A 21,279-nucleotide genomic window follows, 5' to 3' on the forward strand; every position below is an offset into this window, starting at 1 on the left:
TTTGTTTTTTTGAAGTTAGCCAACCGACGGTCGGTATGTCAAGATCCGGGTATGCCCCGCACCAAGCAGCAGCAACGCGAAGAGACGATGGAGGCGTTGACCATCACCGCCCGGCGGCTGTTCGCCGAGCACGGGTACGGCAAGGTCGGCCTGGAGACCATCGCGCAGACGGCGGGTGTCAGCAAAGGCGCGCTCTACCACCACTTCAGCAGCAAGGCGGACCTGTTCCGGCACGTGCTCGGCGTCGTGCAGCACGACGTCGGCGAGCAGATCTCGCGGGCCGCGGACGCCGCGCCGGACTCGTGGGCCGGGCTGCTCGCCGGCTGCCGCGCGTTCCTCGCCGCGGCGACCGATCCGGAGACGCAGCAGATCATGCTGCTGGACGGTCCGTCGGTGGTCGGCTGGCAGGACTGGCGCGAACTGGACTCGGAGTCCTCCGCCCGGCACCTCGCCGAAGCGCTGACCGGACTGATGACCGAGGGCGTCCTGGCGAAGCGGCCCGTCGAACCGTTGGTGCGCCTGCTTTCCGGCGCGATGAACGAGGCCGCCGTCTGGCTCGCCCACTCCTCCGATCCGAAGGCCGACCTCGCCGCGACCATGGACGCGCTCACGCCGATGATCGAAGCCTTGCGCTGAGCGCTCGGACACCCGTGTCGTCCGGCCGGGCGGGGCTGCGAACGAGCAAGACAGGGGCACGGGGTGACGAACGTGACCGAAGGCTCGCGACACCGCGCTCCAGAACTGAATGCCTGGTGCACGGGGGCCACCCACCGCTATGCGAACCGGCAAGATCTCTTGAACCCACTGGTCGATACGTTGCACATGATCCACGACGACGCTCAGATTCTTCTGGCAATCAGTTGAAGGTTCAGACCATGCAGAGCGGGATGGGCGTTCACGCGTGATCGGGGAGCGATCATGGAGTTCGGCGTCTGATCACGCGAGATGCGGCTCCAATCACGCGAGTCACGCCTTCGCTCACCTTGGGTTCAGCCACAACGACACCTTTGCCCGGGGCGTCGCGAAAGCCACTCGACATCGGACGCGGCGAAGGACGCCTTCATCCCATCACCGGCCCCGCTCACGAACACGCCGCCTTTGCCCTGTCACTCAATGACTCTCCGCCCCAGGCTCCTTCCGCCGCCGGTTCCAAAACCCAACCCCGGGAGCAAGAAGACTCATGGTCTTGGTCGAAGTTGGCAGCACAAGCGGTTCGATGTACACCGCTGTCACCACGGCAGCCCCGAACAGCAAACGAGACCCCATCCCGGAGGATGGAGTCTCGTTTGACGTTGTAACCGAAGCGGAACTACTCGCCGCTGTCCTTTCGGACGTTGTTTCGGATAGTGCCGCTTTGGTGGGCGATACTGGGATCGAACCAGTGACCTCTTCGGTGTGAACGAAGCGCTCTCCCCCTGAGCTAATCGCCCGTGGTACGAACTCCGGTCCGCCGGGGAAGCGAACCTGGTGCGCGATACTGGGATTGAACCAGTGACCTCTTCCGTGTCAGGGAAGCGCTCTCCCGCTGAGCTAAACGCGCGTGATGTAGTTGTTCGTACGGGAGATAGCTTAGCGGACCCGTTTCCGGGCCCGCAAAGGGGTTCCCCTCTCGATCAAAACGCAGGCAGCTCAGGGTTTCGGCAGCCGCGAAGCGACCGAGGCCGCGATCTCCTTCGTCCGGTCACAGGGGCTCCCGCTCCCCTCCCGGGCGAGCAGGCGGACGGCGACGGTTTCGGCCTCGCGATCCGGCAGCGGACGGTGCTGCCAGGTCACGACGCAGTTCGAGCCGCCGAACTCCCGGATGCCGCCGGTGACGCCGTTGCCGAGGTCGACCGGCGAACCCTCGGGCACGTACGCGCCTCGTTGCAGCTCGACGGTCAGCGTGTCCCCGCCGCCCTGCCACTCGCAGATCCGCAACGTCCGCGGAGCGGGCTGCGTGTTGGGCACGTTCTTGGTGAGCACGGCCGGATCCGCGACCGCGCACGGGTCGAGCGGGAGCAGGCTCGCCGGGTCCCCGGCGCGGTCGACCTCGTGCGTGCGCAACCGGGCGAGGGCGGCGGTCAGCATGTCGTCGGCCGCCTTGCAGGGGTCGCCGTCCTTGCCCGGATGCGAGACGACGACGCCGAGCTTCCGATCCGCCGGAAGCTGGACGATCGAATCGCATCCGCCGCTGATCGTGCTGCGCAGCAACGGAAGCCCTTCGGCGGTCCGGTCCGTCCGCTCGACGTTGCTCACGCCGTCACCGATCCGGATCTCGAAGGAGGCGTCGCGGAGACCGGTGTACTTGCAGCGGGCCGGGTAGATCGGCCCCGATTCCGGCTTCAGGGTCCCGAACTCCTGCACGAACCGGCCCGCGAGGACCTTGCACGGATCCACCAGGCGCAGGCGTTCCGGGCTGAGCGCCTCGCTCACCGCCAGCGACGCCGTTCCCGGTGCCTCGGGCTTCGCGTACTCGGCGACGGAGAGACCGAGCGCGACGATCCCGGAGACCACGAGCAGGACGACCGCGGCGAGCGCGCCGAACAGGAGCTTCTTCGTGCGCGGCGCCATCTTCTTCGGCGGCGGCCGCCAGATCGGGAGCGGCAGGGCCAGCACCGACCGCACTTCAGTGTCCTGCTGCCGGATCCGGGCGTGCACGGCGGGCGGCCAGGGAGCCATGCCGGGTGGCACGGGTCCGAGGTGGTCCAGGATCTGTTCCGGGGTGGGGCGGCGGGCCGGATCCTTGGCCAGGCACGGTTCGGCGAGCCGCCGGATCTCGTCCGGGACGTCGGTGAAGTCCGCGGCGGCGTGCACGACGTTATACAGCGTTTGCGGTGCGGTCGGGCCGGTGAACGGGCCGCGGCCGGTCGCCGCCATGATCAGGATCGCGCCGAGGGAGAACACGTCACTCGCCCCGGTGACCTGCCCGCTGCCCGCCTGTTCCGGCGACATGAACGCGGGCGACCCGATGATCGCGCCCGTTCCGGTGAGCTCCTGTGCCTCCTCCGCCACCCGCGCGATGCCGAAGTCGATCACCCTGGGCCCGTCACTCGTCAGGATGACGTTGCTGGGCTTGAGGTCCCGGTGGATCAGCCCGGCACGGTGGATTTCGGTCAGCGCGGCGGCGAGCCCGGACGCCAGTAGGCGTACCGACCCGGCGGGCAGTGGTCCGACGGCGTCCACCGCCTCCTTCAAGGACGGTCCGGTGACGAAGACCGAGGCGAGCCAGGGCGTTTCCGCCTCCGCGTCGGCGTCCATGACCGCGGCGGTGTACGCGCCGGAAACCAGCCGTGAAGTGGCTACCTCGCGCCGGAAGCGTTCACGGAACCGGGGATCGTGCGCGAACTGGGCGTGTAGCTGCTTGACCGCGACGAGCCTGCCGTCCGGGGCCAGGCCGAGCACGACCCGGCCCATGCCGCCTTCACCGATTTCGGCGATGATCCGGTACGGGCCGACCTGCCGGGGTTCGCCGGGGTTCAACGGTTTCACTGATCAGCCCTAGGGTTTCGGAAGTTTCGGCAGCAGCGCACCGGCGAAGCCCTTCGCCTTCTCGCAGGCCTCGTCGGCGGTCATCTTCGTCCCGCTGGTGCCGACGGTCAGCTCGACGTTCTCCCCGTCGCGCTCGCTGACCGACCGATGCTGCCAGGTCAGCGAACAGGAGGAACGGGCGACGCCGTCGTCCTTCTTCGCCAGGTACACCGTGGTACCGCCGAAATCCAGGGTGGCGGAACCCGTGTAGTACGAGTCCTTCGTCTGGAACGGCGGGTACGCCCGCACGAGACTCAGCCGGACACTGCCCGCCGCGTCGTACCGGCATTGGTGCAGGTGCTCGCGGATCGTTTCGACGACCGGCCCGATCAGCCGGTCCGTGGTCGCGGCGCCGACCAGCGCGCACGGGTCCAGTGGCGCGAGGGTGCCCGCCGGAAGCTCGCGATCTTGGCCACCGGCCCGGATCCGTTTGACCGCGTCGGTGAGGGCCGCTTTCACCACCGAGCATGCCTCGTCCTTTGTGGACATCGAGTTCACGTCGGCGCTCAGCTTGGTGTTCGGCAGCCCGGCGACCGGGACCGCGACCGCGCACGCGTCGCCGGAGCCCTTGATCCGCAACGGAAGTCCTTCGAGCTCGCCACCCGCTTCGCCTCCGATCAGGTCGCCGCCGACCTCCAGCTCCAGCCACTTCCCCGCGGTCGAGGTGTACGTGCACGAATCGAATTGGAGATCGATCTCCACGCTCAGCTTGCCGAACCCGGGTACGTCGCGCCCTTTGAGCACCTTGCACAGGTCGACCCGCCGCAGGTTGTCCGGTCCGAGCGGATCCTGGTTGACCGGGGTGGCGACCGGTTCGTCCGGGAGCTGCGGCGAACTCGGCGCGGCGGCGGCCGGGGGCGGGTCGTCCTTCGACAGCGAGATAGCCGTGATGACGCCACCGGCCAGCAGTACGACGGCGGCCGCGGCGAGTCCCGCGATCAGGCCACGGCGGGATCGCTTCGGCGGAGGCGGGTTCAGCAGCCGCCGGACCTCGGCCTGCTGGGTCTCGATGAGGTGTGAGACCACCGGCGGCCACGGACTGGTCATCGGCGGGATCGGCCCCAGCCGTTCCAGCACCCACGCCGGGGAAGGCCGGTCCGCCGGGTTCTTCGCCAGGCACGGCTCGACGATCTGACGGAGCTCCGGCGCCAGATGCCGCAGGTCGGGCTGGACGTGCACGACGTTGTAGAGAGTGTGCGGAGTGGACGTTCCGGTGAAGGGATTCGTCCCGGTCGCGGCCATCACGAGGAGCGCGCCCAACGAGAACATGTCGCTGGCCGGGGTCAGCGGTTTGCCCTCGGCCTGCTCCGGCGACATGAATCCGGGCGAGCCGATCACCGCGCCGGTGTGCGTGAGTTCCGAGTCGCCCTCGACGGCGCGGGCGATCCCGAAGTCGATCACCCGGGGACCGTCACCGGCGAGGATGACGTTGCCCGGTTTCAGGTCCCGGTGGATCAGCCCGGCGCGGTGGATGTCGCCGAGCGCCAGCGCGAGCCCCGCGGCGAGATGCCGGACCGCCATCGGCGGCAGCGGGCCGCCGGCGGCGACCGCTTCGGACAGTGCCGGTCCCGGCACGAACACCGAGGCCAGCCACGGTGTCGGCGCGTGCGGGTCGGCGTCCATCACCGGGGCGGTGTAGGCGCCGGACACCAGCCGCGACGTCGCGACCTCGCGGCGGAATCGCTCGCGAAAGCCGGGGTCGTGCGCGAACCCGGGGTGGACCTGCTTGATCGCGACCAGGCGCCCGTCGGAGGAGATCCCGAGCAGCACCCGGCCCATCCCGCCTTCTCCGAGCACGGCGAACACCCGGTAGCGCCCCACGCCGGTGGGTTCGCCGGTGTTCAACGGCTTCACGAAGGCCCCCTTGTCAGGGGCGATGGTACAAAACCACCCGGAAGTGTCACGCAGCCCGTCGGTCCGCCCGGCCGAAGTCCTTGAGACGAAGGCTGTTGGAGACGACCAGCACGGACGACAGCGACATCGCCGCCCCGGCGATCAGCGGGTTCAGCAGTCCCAGCGCGGCCAGCGGGATCGCGGCGACGTTGTAGCCGAACGCCCAGGCCAGGTTCCCCCGGATGATGCGCAGGGTCCGATCCGCGAGCCGGATGGCGTCGGGGACCACGCGCAGGTCTTCGCGGACCAGCACGACGTCGGCCGACCGGATCGCGATGTCACTGCCCCGTGCCATCGCCATGCCGAGATCCGCGGTGGCCAGCGCCGGGCCGTCGTTGATCCCGTCGCCGACCATCGCGACCCGCGCTCCCCCGGCTCGCAGTGCGTCGATGACCTCGGCTTTCTCGGCGGGCAGCACACCGGCCCGCACGTCGGAGATGCCGACCTCGTCCGCGACCACGCGTGCGGCGGCTTCGTTGTCGCCGGTCAGCAGCACGGTCCGCAGGCCGAGCGCGTGCAGGGCGTCGACCGCGGCCCTCGCCGACGGCTTCACGACGTCCCGGATCACCAGCTGCCCGGCGACCCGGCCGTCGATCGCGGCCAGGATCACCGTCGCGCCTTCGTGCTCGGCCTCCGTCAGCGCGTCGACGACGTCGGCCGGGACCGCGACCTGCCGACCGGTCAGCAGGCGGAGGTTGCCGACGAGGACCTCGTGACCGTCGACCACGCCGCGCGCGCCGAGTCCCGGCAGCGCGGCGAAGTCCTCGACCTCGGGCAGTTCCGGCAGCTCGGCCCTGGCCGCGGTCACGACGGCGGCCGCGATCGCGTGTTCGGAACCGGCCTCGACGGCCCCGGCGAACCGCAGGATCTCCGCGGTGACGAAGCCGTAGGCGGGGCGGCATCCGGTCACCGTCATCTTCCCGGTGGTCACCGTGCCGGTCTTGTCCAGCACCACGGTGTCGACCGTGCGGCTCGCCTCGAGCGCGTCGGGCCCCTTGATGAGAATGCCCAGCTGGGCGCCCCTGCCGACCCCCGCCATGAGCGCGGTCGGCGTGGCCAGCCCGAGCGCGCACGGGCAAGCGATGATGAGGACGGCGACGGCCGCCTCGAAACCGTCGCGGGCGGGCGCGCCGCTGAACAGCCACACCGCGAGCGTCAGCACGGCCACGCCGAGTACGACGGGGACGAACACCGAGCAGATCCGGTCGACCAGGCGTTGCACGGCGGCCTTGCGGGCCTGCGCGCGCTCCGCCAGCGCCGTCATCTGGGCCAGCTGGGTGTGCGCGCCGACCGCGGTCGCGCGGACGACCAGCCTGCCGTCCCGGTTCACCGAAGCGCCGATGACCCGGTCGCCCGCGCCGACCTCCGCGGGCACCGGCTCGCCGGTCACCGCGTTGACATCCACAGTGGACAGTCCACTGTCGACGACACCGTCGGCGGCGATCGACTCCCCCGGCTTCACCACGAACAGGTCCCCGGTGGCGAGTTCCCCGATCGGGACCATCCGCTCGGTTCCGTCCCGCAGCACCCGGACGTCCTTGGCGGCCAAGGCGTCCAGCGCCGCCAGGAGCCCGGCGGCGCCGCGCCGGGACCGGCTTTCGAAGTACCGGCCCGCCAGCAGGAAGGTGGTCACCCCGGCGGCGACGTCGAGGTAGATCGCGTCCGCTCCGGCCGCGGTCGGGCCGAAACCGATCCAGTACCCGGGTTCGGCGCCGCCCGCGAAGGCGGACCAAGCCGACCACGCGAACGACGAGAGCACTCCCAGCGACACCAGGGTGTCCATACTGGACGAGCGATGCCGGAGATTCCGCAGCGTGGCGCGGTGGAACGGCAGCGCGGACCAGAACACCACCGGAACGGCCAAGACGAGGCACAGCAGCTCCCAGCCGGGGAACCGCAGTCGCGGCACCAGGGCGAGGGTGATCGAGAGGTTCCCCAGCGGGATCGCCAGCAGAGCGGCGACGACCAGACGGCGGCGGAGATCGCGGACCCGCGCGAAGCCGGTGTCCGGATCCTCTTCCCCGCGAATCTCGGCCGTGTAACCGGATTTGCGGACCCGCTCGATGAGCACTTCGTCGGCCAGCGTGTCCGGCACCTGGACGGTCGCGCGCTCGGTCGCGTAGTTCACCGACGCGCGGACACCGTCCAGTTTGTTCAGGGTGCGTTCGACCCGGGCCGAACAGGCGGCGCAGGTCATCCCCGACACGGTCAGCTCCACCGTGCGGACGGCGGCCTCCGGCGCGGAAATCGTCATTCTTGGCACTCCCAGGGATTCACCAGTGGTTCCTTGGTGGTGGAACAGGTGTCCCGTGAGGTGTCGCCAGGCAGATTACCGCCGCCGGGAACCGGGCCCGCGTCCGGCCCGACTAGTGCGATGGTGGTGAGAACAGAGGTCCCGTGCCTCGTGAGTGGTAAGGACGGTTAGAACCGTCCTTACCACTCACGAGCAGGAGTCAGGCCTTGCGCGGCGTGAGCACGAGATCGAACGTGTTGCCGTCGCCCTGGACGAACGAGCTCAGGTACTGGGTGAACGCGCCGCAGCCGGTGAGCGGCGCCAGCGAGTAGGTGCCGCTGAGGGCGCCGCCGCCAGCCATGGTGAAGCCGTCCCCGGTGCGCAGTTCCGCGGTCGACGGGGCCGACGTCCGGCACCCCGGCCCGGTGCTGACCGGCATGCCGATGAGCGTGACGAGCGGGAGGACGGTGGTGAACCGGGGCCGCGCGACGAAACCGGTCCCGGCGAAGTCGCCGCCCTGCGGTCCGTCGGCGACGAACTCCAGATCGGCCGCGCCCGGCAGGAAGCCGAACAGCCGGAAGTCGGCGTGTGCCTTGTCGAACGCCGGGCCGCCGGTGAAGACCGTGGCCGAAGTGGCGCTGACGTCGAACCCGCCGGTCAGCGGGGCGGTGGCGCCGAGCGCCTTGACGCCGGTCTTGCCCGCGACCGTGTACTGACGTCCCGCCGGCTTGTCACCGAGGTCGAAGGAGAGCAGGACGGGGTCCTGGCCGGGGTCGAGCGTGCAGTCCGAGGTGAACGAACCGATCCCGGTGAACGAGCCGTCGGCCTTCTTCGGGGTCAGGCGGGTGGTGAAGTCGCCGACCGTCAAAGTCGTCTTGCCCGGCTTCGCGAGCGTCACCGTCGGCACGGAGCCCGTCGCCACCGTGCTGAAGGTGCCGGACGGCGGCAGGCCGGTCTTGGCGACGTTCAGCGGAATGCGCACCGGGAAGGGCTTCGCGTCGCCGTTGACTAGCGTGACGCCCGCCGCCGCGGTGCCTTCGATGGTGGCGGCGCCGACGAGGTTGAGCCCGCGCGTCGCCTTGTCCGGCACGTTCACGGTGATCGTCAGCCCGGAGGTGCTGAGTGTGCCGCCGGGCGCGGTCGGGACCTCGAAGTCGGCCTTGATGTTCACGTCGAGCTTCTGCAGCCCGATCAGCGGGAACGGGCAGGTGAAAGACAGTTTCTTGTCCACGGGGGTGCCCGCCGCCGCGCTGCGGACGGCGACGAAGAGCAGGCAGCCGGCGGTGAGCAGGACGATGAGGCCCGCCGCGAGCAGCATCCGGACATTGATGCGAAGGGGCATGGTCGCCTTCCTGGACGGCACTGGAACGGCACTGAGACGGCACCGGTCCCCGCCGCGGATCGCGACGGGGACCGGCTTGCCTGGCTACTTCTTGGTGAGGTTCAGATCGAGCGTGTTGCCGTCGCTCTTGGCGAACGCACTGATGAAGTCGTTCAACTGACCGCAGTTCTGCAGCGCCGACAGCGAGTAGGTACCCGACAGCTTCCCGCCCTTGAGCAGGTCGAAGTCCGGACCGGTGGTCATCACGCTGGTGGACGGGCTGACCGTGCCGCACTTCGGGTCGCTGCTGATGGGAATCCCGAAGACCTGCACGCTCGGCAGGAACACGTTGAACTTGATGTTCGCCTTGAACCCGGTGCCGACGAGCTCACCGGTCTGCTTGCCGACCTGTTCGACCTTGATGTCCGAACGACCGTCGACGAACCCGAACAGCTTGAACTGGGTCGACGACGGGTCGAGCTTCAGATCGCCGGTGAAGGTCTTCGAAGCCAGGTCGACGTCCGCGTCGAAGCCGCCGTTGATCGGCGCGGTGCTGCCGAGCGTCTTCAGCGCGGTCTGACCCTTGATGCCGAACGCGTACTTGATCCCGCCGCCACCGGGGGTGGTGGTCGTAGTGGGCGGGGTCGTGGGCGTGGTCGGCGTCGTGGGGGTCGTGGGTGTGGTCGGCGTGGTGGGGGTGGTGGGCGTGGTGGTGCCGCCACCGTCACCGATCTTGATCGTCGCCAGGGTGTTGTTCTGGCCCGGATCCTGCGTGCACGGCGCGTCGATCGTGCCGTCCGGCGTGATGCCGGTGACCGAACCGTCGGCCTTGCGCGGGGTGACCTTCAGCTGCAGGTCACCCACGGTGATCTTCGCCTCGCCGGGCTGGTTGAAGGTCAGCGAGGGGGTCTTGCCCGCCGCGTTGATCGTCATCTCGCCCGAGGTGGGGATGTTCTGCTTGGCGATGTCGTTGGGCACCTTGACCGGCAGGTTGAGCCCGGGCGCCGCGACGTTCGCCGCCGCGATGGCCTGGCCGTCCAGCGTGGTCGCACCGATCAGGTTGAGCCCGCTGACCGTGTCCGCGTTGATCGTGGAGACGGCCTTGATGTCGAACGTGCCGGTCGGCTGACCGGTCTTGACCGACAGCGGAAGATCGGTGTTGATCACCACCTTCAACGACTGCGACCCCACGAGCGGCAGGTTGCAGTGGTAGTTGAGCGGCAGCGAAATGGGATCGGCGACACTGGACTGTGCCCCGACCACGAGTACCGCGGTGGCAAGCCCCACGGCACCGGCAGCGGCGGCGGCGACCGCCTTCTTAGTTCCTCTACGGTGACTCACGATCGTCCTTCCGTGGTATCAACGATGATACGAAACGGCGTACAATTCCCCAGAGCACTGAAATATCGGCCCGAGAGAATTCTCCGGGTAGCGACGATGTCTGACGGATCGCAACCGAACAGTAAACTAACGACGCCCCCGCACCGCTATCAAGGGCTTCTCCGGAAAAGTTGACGCGTCGCCGGTAAATTGTCACCCTGGCACGGTGCACCCACCCGGTTACTAGTAGCGGCACATGGGTTTCCCCAGCACAGAGCCACTTGAGACCGGATTCGAAACCGCTGACGCGGGTGACAATCAAGCGGCGCGAAACTATCGCGCACGTGCCAATCACCTTTTCCTGGCTCCGGCCTGCTTGCCTGACGGAATCCTTCGTGAGTAACCTCGCGGTTCAGCAAGCCGGTCACCGCCGACCAGCGCGGATTCCCGCCCCTCGTGCCACGGCCGGCCCTTTTTCGCCGAATTCGACGGGGAAACCATGAAAAGAATGCGCCGCACGGCAGCGCGAATCGCGTTCGCCACCGTCTCAGCGACCGCCGCGGCGGTCCTGTTGACCGCCTGCGGGTCCGACGAGCCCGCCGACACCGGGCGGCACGCCGACCCCGCCGCGCTCGCCTGGGTGGACAAGGTGTGCTCCGGAGTCGCGACGGGCTCGGCGAAGCTGTCCCAGCCGCCCGCGTTCGATCCCGCCAATCCGCAGGTGACGAAGACCGCGATGGTGGGCTTCCTGAACTCGCTCTCCGCCGCCCTCGACGACATGGCGGGCGGGATCCGGAACGCCGGTGTGCCGCCGGTCCCGGATGGACAGTCCGCTGTGGACAAGGCCACCACCACTCTCGGCGAGACCAAGACGAAGGTGGCCGCCACGCTCACGAAGATGCAGGGCGCGACGGTCACCGACCAGGCGAGCCTGCAGAAGGTGGTCGCCGAAGCCGACACCACGATGAGCGGGCTGAGCGAGCCGGAAGGCCCGATCAAGCACCTGCGCGCCAACCCGGAACTGAACCTCGCCTTCGCCGAATCCCCGACCTGCCGCCAGGTCTACGGCAACGTCTGAACCCGTCCCGCACTCTGGAGGCCCGGCCGTGCCGATCTCGTTCCCCCGCCCGTCCCGCCGGACACTCGCCGCCGCGCTGGCGATCGTCCTGTCCGCCGGTCTGCTGACCGTGCTGAGCGGGAGCCCGGCGAATTCCGCCGCCCCCACGGCGTCCGACGACTCGTTCTACACCCCGCCGTCCCCGCTCCCGGCGGGTAAACCGGGTGACATCATCCGCTCACGTGTCTCGAAAGCCGGACCGCGTAAGGATTCCGTCAACGCGTGGCAGGTGATGTACCTGTCGACGGACGCCCTCGGGCGGCCGGACGCGGTGACCGGGACGGTGCTGGTGCCGAAGAACGCCGACCCGGCGAAGGCGCCGATCGTCTCGTTCGCCGCCGGTACGCAGGGCCCTGCGTTCGACTGCGCGCCGTCGAAGATGGTCGACATCGGCGCGTTCTACGAGCAGTCGGGTCTCGACGACGCGCTCGACGCCGGATACGCCGTCGCGCTGACCGATTACGAGGGCTACCGCCAGGACCCGAAGACGACGTACGTGGTCGGGCGTTCGGAAGGCCCGGCGGTAATCGACGCGGTCCGCGCCGCGCAACGCCTGCCGGAAGCCAAGCTGTCCACCGACGCCAAGGTGCTCTTCCGCGGGTACTCGCAGGGTGGCGGGGCAGCCGCCTGGGCGGGCGAACTGCAGCCCTCGTACGCCCCGGAGCTGAACCTCGTCGGCGTCGCGGCGGGCGGTGTGCCCGCCGACCTCGTCCAGGTCACGCTGCAACTCGACGGGAAGCAGGGCTTCGGCGTCTTCGCCTACGCCCTCCTCGGCCTGGACAAGGCGTACCCCGAGCTGAAACTGGACTCCTTCCTCAGCGACAACGGCCGCGTGAAACTGGCGGAGATGCAGAAGAGCGCGTGCACGTTCGAGCTGCTCACCACCTACGCGAACCAGAGGATCGCCGACTACACGACCAGCGCCGGTTACGTGCGGCCGGAATGGGTGAAGCGGCTCAACGAGAACAAGCTCGGCGGCACACCCCCCAAGGTCCCGGTGTTCCTCTACCACGCGACGCAGGACCAGCTCGTGCAGTTCGCCCAGGCCGACGCGCTGCACAAGGCCTACTGCGCCGCCGGGGTCAAGACGACCTGGAAGACCTTCGAGACCGATCACATCACGGCGGTCTACACCGGCAACGCCGACGTGCTCGCCTTCCTCAAGGACCGGGTCGCGGGTACCCCGGCGACGTCGAACTGCTGAGCCCGCGGTGCTCAGAACCGCCCCAGCGTCCTTTGTGGACGACGCGGCGCACGGCGGTGCGCGGACCGGCAAGCGGCGTGAGCTGCTCCGGTTCGCCACCGTCGGCCTTGCCGCGTTCGGCCTCACCCTCGGGACCAACTACGGGCTGAAACTCACCGTCCTGCAAGCCAAACCGGTCACGGCGCTGGCCATCGCGACCGTCGTGGCGACGGCCTTCGCGTACCTGCTTTCCCGCCGCTGGGCGTTCCACACCCGCGGCGGCAGGCGCAGGCTGCACGAGGCGGCGTTGTTCTTCGCCGTCAACGCGATCGCCGTGACGATCAACCTGTGCCCGCCCCTGATCTCGCGTTACGTCCTGCGTTTCGAGGTCCCCGAGGTCAGTTTCCTGGCACAGGAGATCGCCGACTTCGTCAGCGGGATGCTGCTGGGCACCGCGGCGGGTTCGGCGTTCCGCTGGTGGGGCTACCGCCGCTGGGTGTTCCCGGTGGCGGGAGCCCGTCAGTGCTTAGGGAATCAGACGTCGGCGGGCCTCAATCGTTCCGCGCGCAGCGCGAGTTCGATCCGCAGCCGCTGATCCGGATCGTCCAGCCGTTCGCCGAACAACTCCGTGAGCCGCCGCAGGCGGGCCCGCACCGTCTGCGGGTGCACGGCGAGCTGCCGGGCGATCTCGGGCGCGCTCCCCCGCGTCTGCACCTGCGTGAGCAAGGTCGCCGCCAGCTCGTCGTGCTGCCGCGGCGCCAGTCCCGACAACGGTTCCAGCGCCTCGACAGCCAGCTGATCCAGCAGGAACTCGTCGGCGAGCAGCAGCAGCGTGGTGATGTGCTCCTCGCACCACAGCACCGGGCCGACCGTGGTGATCATCCCCCGCTGGGCCAGTTCGGACGCGCGGCGCGCGATCCGGAACGACTCGGCGGCCTGTGCCGTCGGGACGGACACGCCGACCGTCGCCGACCAGCCGGAAGGCAGTTCCCGCAGGCCGCCGAGGTCGGCTTCGGGACACGCCACCAGCGCGCCGGGCGCGTCGGAGACGAGATCCGCGGGCACCCCCGAGGGCAACAGTCCCGAAGGGAACGCGGGCGCCCCGGGAGCCGCGCTGAAGACGACAGCGGTGATCCGCTGCGGGATGCGCCAGCCGATCGCGACGGCGAGCGCGCCGGCGTCGGCCTGGGTGTATCCCGCGCCGCCGGTCAGCAGCCGGAACAACCTGGCCCGCTGCTCCGCGGGCCCGGTCGCCTCGGCCTGCGCGGCGTTGTAGCCCTCGGTCAGCGCCATCGTCACCTCGACGACGTCGCCGAACAGGCATTCGGCCGCGCCGTAGAGCACGTCGCCCGAAAGCTGGAGCTGACGGCCCGCCGCGGCGATCGAACGCCACAGCACCCGGCTCGAGACCCTGAACGCGGCCTGCGCGGCCTCGCGGCTGAGTCCTTGATGGAACGCGATCCTGCCCTGGGCGCGGAAGTCCGCCAGCAGGTCGTTCTGCAGCAGTTCGGGGACGCCGACCCGGTCGATGGCGCGTTCGATGCTGCGCCGGGTCAGCTCGACGGCCGCGGCACGGGCGTCGCTGTCGCTGAAGACCTCGGCGCATTCGGCGATTTCGGACATCACGCCTTCGACGCAGTACCGGGCGATCGCCGGGATCCGCGGCCGGACGGCGTCACCGAGTTCCCTCGGAAGGCGTGCCCACAACGAACCAACGGGCTGCCAGCTCACGTGTGCGTTCTCCCGCTGTGAAGTAGGCCGACGATTACGGGCACCAATTCCCTTTCGTCCGCGCGCCACCGGCGCACTCGAATGCACGGAGCGTAGAACCGGCGCCACATCCGTGTCAAAAGCCGCCACGCCGAAACGCCCATCCGTGTCACCGGCGCGGCGTGCCGCGACTTTCCGTCGCCAATTCAACGTCACATTCGTGGTACACGCCGTCGGCCGATCCAGTAGAAACACTCCCGGCACCCGGTCCGTCGATCCGACGCGGTTGTGCAAAGGGATTCATGTTCCCGTCCCCGGTTCGAAGAAAATCAAAGGGTGGTCTTCGTGGTCGAGTACCGCAGTTTCGGCATGCTGGCGACGTTGCCGCGTTCGCTCGGCGAAGAACTGCGTCCGTATGTCGGTCACGCCGCGGCGGCCATGATCAAGCAGGTGCAGCGGTCGGTCAGCGCGTATTCGCTGCCGTTGCGCGGCGTCTTCGGCCGGGTCCTGGTCGTCTCCTGCGAGCGGGCGGTGCAGCACTACGTCGACTGCATCGGCGACCCGGACGTCCCCCACGACCGCTGGATCGAGTTCTACCGCCTGCGCGGACGGACCGAGTTCGCGGAGGGCCGCGGCCTGGAACCGTTGCACGACAGCGCGACGGTCGGCGCACGGGCGGCCTGGCGCGCGATGCGGCCCATCGTGCGCGGACTCCGCGTCGGTCCCGACGTCATCGCGCTCGCGGCGGAGTCGGTCTTCGTCTACGTCGACGAACTGTGCGCCACGACGATCGAGGGCTACCAGGAAGCGGAAGCCAAGGCGGCGGGCGCGATCCCGCTCCGGCGCCGCCGCCTGCTCGAACTGATCTCGCAGGCCCCGGAAGGGTCCGCGTGCAGCATCGCGAGCCTGGCCAAAGGCGCCGGATGGCGGGTTCCGGAGACCGCGGCCATGGTCGCGCTCCAGCGCACCCCGGGTGCCCCCGGCTTCCCCGCCCATCTCCTGGACGACACCGTGCTGCACGACCTCGACAGCAGCGAGCCGTACCTCCTCACCGCCGATCCCGACACCGATCTCGCGCCGTTGAAAGACGGGATGGACGGCTGGCGTGCGGCGGTCTCCCCGGTCGTACCGCTCATCGACTCCCCCGCCGCCCTCCGCACCGCTCGCCGCGCACTACTGCTGACCAGCGAAGACGCCCCCGGGCCGATCATCTGGTGCCGGGATCACCTCGCCACGCTGTGGCTGCTCGCCGAGGACTTCCTCGGGGCCGAGCTCGCCAAGCAGAGCCTCGACCCGTTCAACTCGCTGAGCGAGAAACAACAGGAGCGGCTCAGCGAAACCCTGCTGGCATGGCTGGAAACCCGCGGTGGGGCACCGGATATCGCGCAACGGCTGGGAGTGCACCCGCAGACCGTGCGGAACCGCCTTCGGCAGCTGGAAGACCTGTTCGGCGACCGTCTCAAGGACGCGGACGACCGGCTGGGCATGCAACTCGCGCTGCGCGCGCAGCGGCTTATGCGGGCCCTCCGCCCCGACGAAGGGGAACCAGGGAGCTGACGCGCCGGACCCGCCGTTCCGGTGGCCGCACGGTGGGGAGCACCCAGCGCAGGCGCCGGCGGGCACGGTTCGCCCTCGGCTGATCGATGTGGAAGTCCGCCCGGCAGGCCATCGCTTTTTCTCCCCGTGGTGACGGGTGTTTACCGACGCTTTCCTGAATACCGGGACGGTGGGAGATTGTCGATGCGAAACGGCCCCGCCGTCACGGTTTTAGCATCCGGCTCGGGGTGCGCGCCGGAATTCTTGTCATCCGGGTCGGCATTACCGGACGTGTCCGGCGACACGCTGACGCACCAGCCGTTCTACCCGTTATTTTGACGCCTGACAACGGAAAGGCGGGACATGGCCCTTCAAACGCGCACACTGACCCTGCACGGGCAGGAAATCCGGTTGCGGGAATACCTGCCGTCCACAAAGGACATCGCAGGTGAACCGCTCGTGCTGCTGCACGGGATCTCCGGCAGCGGTGAGACCTGGGTGCCGTTGCTCGACCACTTCGAGCGGACCGGGTTCGACCGCCGCGTTCTCGTCCCCGACCTTCCGGGACACGGCGATTCGGGCTCGCCACGGGCCGACTACGGCCTCGGCGCGATGGCCAGCGTGGTCCGTGACGTCCTCGCGCTCACCGGCAACCGTCACGCGACCATCGCCGGACACTCCCTCGGCGGCGGGATCGCGATGCAGTTCGCGTACCAGTTCCCCGAGATGTGCGCCCGGCTGGTGCTCGTGGGCAGCGCCGGGCTCGGCCCGCAGGTGACCTCGGTCCTGCGCGCGACGGCGCTGCCGGGGGCCAAGGCGACGCTGTCGGCCGCCGTCAACCCGGTCACCGTCGCGATCGCCCGCGGGATCGCCGCCGCCTGCCGCAGGCTCGGCGGGAAGCTCTCCCCCGAGACCAGGGAGCTGACACGGCACCTCTCGTCGCTGGCCGATCCGGGCAGGAGGCGGGCGTTCCTGTTCATCGCGCGCAGCCTGATCGACCTCCGCGGCCAGCGCGCGAGCGCCGTCGACAAGCTCTACCTCGCCCGGGAGGTGCCGACGCTGGTCGTCTGGGGCGCGCACGATCCGCTCATCCCGGTCGGCCACGGCCGGAAGACCAGCGAACTGCTGCCGGATAGCCGCTTGACGGTGTTCGAAAATGCGAAACACTTTCCACATGTGGCCGATCCGGCCCGGTTCGGCGGCGAGCTCGAACGCTTCCTCGCCGAGACCGCACCCGCCCGGTTGAGCCTGGACGAGGTCGTCGAGGTGCTCATCCGCGCCAGCGAGGCGGCGGAGGCGCTCGAAAAGGCCCCGGAAAAGTTGTCACCCGGACCCCATCTCAGGCCCGCCTAAATGTCACCCGCCGCCGGATCGGACCACCCGTTCGGGTGTAGTCCATCCAGGTGGCCGATCAAGGCCCCGCCAGCCGTTGACAGTCCTCTCGGCCGGATTTTATGTTGCGTGAGCCACAAAATCTGGATCGGCTTCACCGTTGAAGAGGCTGATTTTGTTGCCAGCAAGGATAAAAAACATGACCGACTTGGATACCGGGTTCTCGCGGCACGATCTGCGGACCGCACGGCCTGACCCCGACGTGCGTCACCCCGCCACCCCGCACCGCCAGCCACCGGGTCCGGTCCAGCGACCGCGCGCCTTCACGCCGGCACCGAGAACCCCAGTGGAGAACCGACCTGTGCGCAGCACCGGTGCGAATGGACTGTGGGCGTCACTGCCGAGGGATCTCGGCGAGCGGTTCCGGCCGCGAGCCGACCCCTTGGCGCGAGCCATCCTTCAGGAGGTGCAACGAGCCGTCCCCGAGTACGCGCAGCCACTGGAAGGCGCGTTCGGACAGATCATCACGCAGGGTATCCGGCAGGCGATCCTGCACTGCCTCGATACCATCGGACAGGGGACGACGGCGCTCGACAAGTGGTCGGCGGTGTTCCGCAACCTCGGAAAGGTCGAGTTCAAGGAGGGCCGCAGCCTCGACTGCCTGCAGACGGCCTACCGCGTCGGCGGTCGCGTCGCCTGGCGGCACGTCTCGGAGTTCGGGCAGGCGATCGGAGCGGACGCCGATCTTCTGTGCACCGCGGCCGAGGCGATCTTCGCCTACGTCGACGAGATTTCCGCGCTCTCCATCGAGGGCTACACCGCCGCGCAGGAGCGGGCAGCGGGCACCAGGGCGAGACGCAGGCGCAGGCTGCTCGAACTGATGCTCTCCGATCCGCCGTCCTCACCGCAGTCGATCGCGTCCCACGCCGCCAACGCCCAGTGGGCGATGCCCGCCGAGGTCACGGTCGTCGCGCTGGAACGACGGCTCGGCCCGCTGGATCCCGACAGCGCCGACCTGGACTCGGATGTCCTGGTCGACTTCGAGGGTCCCAAGCCCTGCCTGGTCACCGGCGACCCCGGCAAGCACCTGAAGGACCTCGCCGAACGGCTTCCCGGCTGGCGGGCGGTGATCGGCCCGGCAGTGCGGCTCACCGAAGCACCGCGCTCCCTGCTGTGGGCCCGTCGCACCCTGCGGCTGGTCCAGCGTGGGGTCCTGCCGGACAAACCGGTCACCCGGTACAGCGATCACCTGTCCACCCTGTGGCTGCTCGCCGACGAGTTCCTGGTCCGTGAGCTGTGCACCCGCAGCCTCGCCCCGTTCAACGACCTCACCCCCAAACAGCGGGCGCGGCTCGGGGAGACGCTGCTGATCTGGCTGCAGTCCCGGGGCAGTGCCCCGGAGATCGCGAAGAAACTCAAGGTCCATCCCCAGACCGTCCGATACCGCATGCACCAGCTCATCGATCTCTTCGGCGACCGGTTGAACAACGCCGACGACCGGCTCGACATGGAGATCGCCCTGCGCGCGGAGGCCTTGCTCGCCGAGGACTGACCAGCGTTTCCCACTCACAACGAGGTGACGAGGTGACCCGACCGCAGGATGCCCGCAGCGGGATCGAGGCGACGTACGGCCCGCTTCTCACGCCCGCTCGGCCCGATGGGTCGAGCGGGCGTGCCGTCCAGCTCTGGGCGCTGCTGCCGAGAGAGCTGTCGACCGTGTTCCGGCCGGTGCTGGCCGACGTGGCCGGAGAGGTGGTCCGCGAGATCCAGCGGACCATCCCCGACTACGCGCGGCCGCTGGACGGCGCGTTCGGGAAAGCGCTCAAAACCGGCGTCCAGATGGCGTTCCTGCAGTTCGTGGAGCGGATCGGGAACCCGGAAGCCCCGTCGGAAGACCGGCGGAGCGTGTTCCTGAGCCTGGGCGTCCAGGAGTTCCACCAGGGCCGCAACGTCGACGTCCTCCAGGCCGCGTACCGGGTCGGGGCCAGGGTGACCTGGCGCCGGGTGGCCGAGGCCGGCCGCCGCGCCGGCGTCCCTTCCGCGACGCTGTGCCTGCTCGCCGAAGCCATCTTCGCCTACATCGACGAGCTGTCGGCACTGTCCGTCGAGGGCCATGCGGAAGCGCGCGAGAAGGCCGCGGGCGCACTGGAGCGCCGACGGCACCGGCTGATGGAGCTCCTGCTCGCCGAGCCGCCGTCACCGCCCGATGTCGTCAAACACGCCGCCGACCTGGCCCGCTGGCAGCTGCCGGACCTGCTCGTCGCCGTCGCCCTCGACCGGCTGACGGACGAAGCGCCCGTAGCCGCGTTGACCGGGTTGGCCGACTTCGAGAGTCCCTCTCCTTGTCTGTTGCTCCCCGCTCCGGAACCGGACGAACGGGAACGCTTCACCGAAGACCTGGCCGGCTGCCGGGCCGCGATCGGCCCGGCCGTCCCACCCGCCTTCGCGGCACGTTCCTTGCGGGCCGCACGCGAGGCCCTGCGGCTCGTCGAGTCCGGCGCGCTCGTCGACGAACCCGTGACGTGGTGTGTCGACCACCTTTCGCGCCTGTGGCTGCTCAAGGAACCGTTCCTGGCCGCCGAACTGGTCCGGGAACGGCTCGGACCGCTGGCCGGGTTGACCGGGAAGCAGCACTCGCGGCTGGCCGGGACACTGCTGGCTTGGCTGGAGACCTGCGGGAACGTCCGCGAGGTGGCGGAACGGCTCGCGGTGCATCCGCAGACGGTGCGGTCGCGCGCCCAAGAGCTGGAGGCGCTGTTCTCGGACGGGCTGCGGGATCCTGAGCGGCGGTTCGAGATGATCCTGGCCCTGCGAGCCGCCCCCACCTGAGGCTCACGCGGATCGCCACTGGCCGCAAGTCCCCTTCACAAGGCGACCCAATGCCGTGAAGGCCTCCTTCCCTACCTTGAGAGTAGGGAAGGAGGCCTTCACGGACCGACGGCGCAAGTAGTCGACTAGTTGCGTGGGAGGGTCAGGCGGCGGCCAGGGCGGTGACTCGCCAGCGGCCGTCGGAGCGTTCAGCGGTCACGCTCAGCTGAGCCGCACCGGAGCTCCGCTGCCCATCACCTCGCACGCCGGTCTGGTCCAGGAACACCAGCAGCGACGCCCGGTCCCCGTCGAGAACCTTGACGCCCGAGACCACCGGCGTCGAGGTCACGACGAGTTTCTGCTCCGTCGCCAGCCCACGGACCTGCGCGAACAGCTGGTCGTACTGCCCCAGCGCGGGCCCGGTCAGGACCTCTTTCGCGGCCTTTTCGCTCTTGGCGGGATCGTCGTAGCGGTAGGAGAACACCGTGCCGAGCGCCTTGCCGACCTGGTCGCTCACCTCGGCGGTCGTGGCGACGTCGGTCAGCGCGGTGTTGTGCGTCAGGACCGCCGTCGCGTCCCGCGCTTCGATCGCGAACCACCCCGCGAGGCCCGCCATCACCAGCGCGACCGCGCCGAACACCAAAACACCCCGCCGCCGCACAGGAGCGACGACGACCGGGGGCTCCTCGGGGACCACAGAGTCGGGCTCTTCGGGGGTTTCGAGGAGCCGCGTGCTCCCGCCCATTTTCCCGGCGACCTTCACGGTGCGCCGCACCGGTTTGACGGCTCGTTTCGTGGTCATTCCGTCCTCCGTCAGGGCTTTCCGGTGTCGGTCACCGGCACCTGGCCGAGCGACGTGACGCGCCATCCGTCCGGTGTCCGGTTCAGGCCGGCGCGGAACCGGTTGTGTTTGGTGACGGCCTCCCCGCCGTCGGGGCGGACTTCGAGCTCGACCGAGGCGATCACCTCGGCGGTCCCGCCACCGCTGTCCACTTCGGTCACCGCGGCGTCGACGACCCTGCCGGTGGTGACGGTTTTCGCCTGGCCGATCCGGCCCAGCCCGCCTTCCCGGTCCCGCGCGAGCTCGTCGTGCAGCGGGCCGCCGGACAGGTTCAGCCAGTTCTGATAACCCTGTTCGGCCTGGCGATAGTCCAAAGTGGTCAGTGCGGCGACAGCCTGCCTGCCCACCTGCAACGCCTCTTCGCGGACGGTGGCCCGCGCGACGCCGTCGTCCCGGCTCGCGTCCCACCAGGAGTGGCCGAACCAGGCGGCGAACGCGGTGGCCACCACCGCTAGCAGAACCGCGAGTCGAGTCATCG

At 69.4% G+C, this 21,279-nt stretch carries 18 protein-coding genes and 2 tRNA genes; 10 read left to right on the top strand and 10 right to left on the bottom strand.

The features are described 5' to 3' along the window. Positions 1-51: 51 nt before the first annotated feature. Positions 52-636: a TetR/AcrR family transcriptional regulator gene (locus tag ACLJPX_RS38035; protein ID WP_410605136.1), complete on the top strand. Its 585-nt coding sequence runs from the start codon at positions 52-54 to the stop codon at positions 634-636. Between the two features lie 63 nt (positions 637-699). Further along, positions 700-864, top strand: a complete 165-nt coding sequence (locus ACLJPX_RS38040; protein ID WP_410605137.1) for a hypothetical protein — start codon at positions 700-702, stop codon at positions 862-864. Between the two features lie 491 nt (positions 865-1,355). Here ACLJPX_RS38040 and ACLJPX_RS38045 read toward each other — a convergent pair. The 7 genes from ACLJPX_RS38045 to ACLJPX_RS38075 form a co-directional block, all read right to left on the bottom strand. After that, positions 1,356-1,430: transfer RNA gene (locus ACLJPX_RS38045), tRNA-Val, on the bottom strand. 35 nt (positions 1,431-1,465) lie between these two features. Further along, a tRNA-Val gene (locus ACLJPX_RS38050) sits at positions 1,466-1,540 on the bottom strand. 89 nt (positions 1,541-1,629) lie between these two features. Then, positions 1,630-3,468, bottom strand: a complete 1,839-nt coding sequence (locus ACLJPX_RS38055; protein ID WP_410605138.1) for a protein kinase domain-containing protein — start codon at positions 3,466-3,468, stop codon at positions 1,630-1,632. Positions 3,469-3,477: 9 nt separating this feature from the next. Continuing rightward, complete coding sequence (locus ACLJPX_RS38060) at positions 3,478-5,361, bottom strand: serine/threonine-protein kinase (RefSeq protein ID WP_410605139.1); 1,884 nt, start codon at positions 5,359-5,361, stop codon at positions 3,478-3,480. A 46-nt stretch (positions 5,362-5,407) separates the two neighbouring features. After that, complete coding sequence (locus tag ACLJPX_RS38065) at positions 5,408-7,654, bottom strand: heavy metal translocating P-type ATPase (protein WP_410605140.1); 2,247 nt, start codon at positions 7,652-7,654, stop codon at positions 5,408-5,410. A gap of 199 nt (positions 7,655-7,853) precedes the next feature. Then, positions 7,854-8,975 (bottom strand): DUF6801 domain-containing protein, encoded by a 1,122-nt coding sequence (locus ACLJPX_RS38070; RefSeq protein WP_410605141.1) that lies wholly within the window; start codon positions 8,973-8,975, stop codon positions 7,854-7,856. Positions 8,976-9,059: 84 nt separating this feature from the next. Then, positions 9,060-10,295, bottom strand: coding sequence for a DUF6801 domain-containing protein (locus tag ACLJPX_RS38075; RefSeq protein ID WP_410605142.1), 1,236 nt, complete (start codon positions 10,293-10,295; stop codon positions 9,060-9,062). Positions 10,296-10,782: 487 nt separating this feature from the next. Between ACLJPX_RS38075 and ACLJPX_RS38080 the strand changes: the two genes are divergently transcribed. The 3 genes from ACLJPX_RS38080 to ACLJPX_RS38090 are packed head-to-tail and all read left to right on the top strand — an operon-like array spanning position 10,783 to position 13,169. Continuing rightward, a complete protein-coding gene (locus tag ACLJPX_RS38080) occupies positions 10,783-11,352 on the top strand; it encodes a hypothetical protein (protein ID WP_101608554.1) in 570 nt (189 codons plus the stop codon). A 28-nt stretch (positions 11,353-11,380) separates the two neighbouring features. Then, positions 11,381-12,595, top strand: a complete 1,215-nt coding sequence (locus ACLJPX_RS38085) for a lipase family protein (protein ID WP_410605143.1) — start codon at positions 11,381-11,383, stop codon at positions 12,593-12,595. 7 nt (positions 12,596-12,602) lie between these two features. After that, positions 12,603-13,169: a GtrA family protein gene (locus ACLJPX_RS38090; protein WP_410605144.1), complete on the top strand. Its 567-nt coding sequence runs from the start codon at positions 12,603-12,605 to the stop codon at positions 13,167-13,169. Here the strand turns inward: ACLJPX_RS38090 and ACLJPX_RS38095 are convergent. Beyond that, the gene (locus tag ACLJPX_RS38095; RefSeq protein ID WP_410605145.1) at positions 13,109-14,305 is read right to left on the bottom strand and encodes a PucR family transcriptional regulator; all 1,197 of its coding nucleotides are present in this window, start codon (positions 14,303-14,305) and stop codon (positions 13,109-13,111) included. The two genes, ACLJPX_RS38090 and ACLJPX_RS38095, sit on opposite strands and share 61 nt — an antisense overlap. Positions 14,306-14,620: 315 nt before the next feature. Between ACLJPX_RS38095 and ACLJPX_RS38100 the strand changes: the two genes are divergently transcribed. From ACLJPX_RS38100 to ACLJPX_RS38120, 5 genes are all read left to right on the top strand, one after another. After that, complete coding sequence (locus ACLJPX_RS38100; RefSeq protein ID WP_410605146.1) at positions 14,621-15,841, top strand: helix-turn-helix domain-containing protein; 1,221 nt, start codon at positions 14,621-14,623, stop codon at positions 15,839-15,841. Positions 15,842-16,183: 342 nt separating this feature from the next. After that, a complete protein-coding gene (locus ACLJPX_RS38105; RefSeq protein WP_410605147.1) occupies positions 16,184-17,173 on the top strand; it encodes an alpha/beta fold hydrolase in 990 nt (329 codons plus the stop codon). 108 nt (positions 17,174-17,281) lie between these two features. Beyond that, positions 17,282-17,407 (top strand): hypothetical protein, encoded by a 126-nt coding sequence (locus ACLJPX_RS38110; protein ID WP_255414878.1) that lies wholly within the window; start codon positions 17,282-17,284, stop codon positions 17,405-17,407. Positions 17,408-17,513: 106 nt separating this feature from the next. Beyond that, entirely contained in the window at positions 17,514-18,704 is a 1,191-nt protein-coding gene (locus ACLJPX_RS38115; RefSeq protein ID WP_410605148.1) for a helix-turn-helix domain-containing protein, read from the top strand. A 32-nt stretch (positions 18,705-18,736) separates the two neighbouring features. After that, a complete protein-coding gene (locus ACLJPX_RS38120; RefSeq protein WP_410605149.1) occupies positions 18,737-19,981 on the top strand; it encodes a PucR family transcriptional regulator in 1,245 nt (414 codons plus the stop codon). 142 nt (positions 19,982-20,123) lie between these two features. Here the strand turns inward: ACLJPX_RS38120 and ACLJPX_RS38125 are convergent, their stop codons facing one another. Together ACLJPX_RS38125 and ACLJPX_RS38130 are read right to left on the bottom strand one after the other, a co-directional pair. Further along, positions 20,124-20,762 (bottom strand): hypothetical protein, encoded by a 639-nt coding sequence (locus ACLJPX_RS38125; protein WP_410605150.1) that lies wholly within the window; start codon positions 20,760-20,762, stop codon positions 20,124-20,126. Positions 20,763-20,773: 11 nt separating this feature from the next. After that, positions 20,774-21,277 (bottom strand): hypothetical protein, encoded by a 504-nt coding sequence (locus tag ACLJPX_RS38130; RefSeq protein WP_410605151.1) that lies wholly within the window; start codon positions 21,275-21,277, stop codon positions 20,774-20,776. Positions 21,278-21,279: the final 2 nt, after the last annotated feature.

The sequence above is a fragment of the Amycolatopsis sp. lyj-90 genome (assembly GCF_046549035.1).
Lineage (GTDB): Bacteria > Actinomycetota > Actinomycetes > Mycobacteriales > Pseudonocardiaceae > Amycolatopsis.

Bases quoted from the DNA above. Each gene is read 5' to 3' on its own strand.
- ACLJPX_RS38035 (WP_410605136.1), top strand. From the start codon at position 52: ATGCCCCGCACCAAGCAGCAGCAACGCGAAGAGACGATGGAGGCGTTG.
- ACLJPX_RS38065 (WP_410605140.1), bottom strand. From the start codon at position 7,654: ATGACGATTTCCGCGCCGGAGGCCGCCGTCCGCACGGTGGAGCTGACC.
- ACLJPX_RS38070 (WP_410605141.1), bottom strand. From the start codon at position 8,975: ATGCCCCTTCGCATCAATGTCCGGATGCTGCTCGCGGCGGGCCTCATC.
- ACLJPX_RS38080 (WP_101608554.1), top strand. From the start codon at position 10,783: ATGCGCCGCACGGCAGCGCGAATCGCGTTCGCCACCGTCTCAGCGACC.
- ACLJPX_RS38105 (WP_410605147.1), top strand. From the start codon at position 16,184: ATGGCCCTTCAAACGCGCACACTGACCCTGCACGGGCAGGAAATCCGG.
- ACLJPX_RS38125 (WP_410605150.1), bottom strand. From the start codon at position 20,762: ATGACCACGAAACGAGCCGTCAAACCGGTGCGGCGCACCGTGAAGGTC.
- ACLJPX_RS38130 (WP_410605151.1), bottom strand. From the start codon at position 21,277: ATGACTCGACTCGCGGTTCTGCTAGCGGTGGTGGCCACCGCGTTCGCC.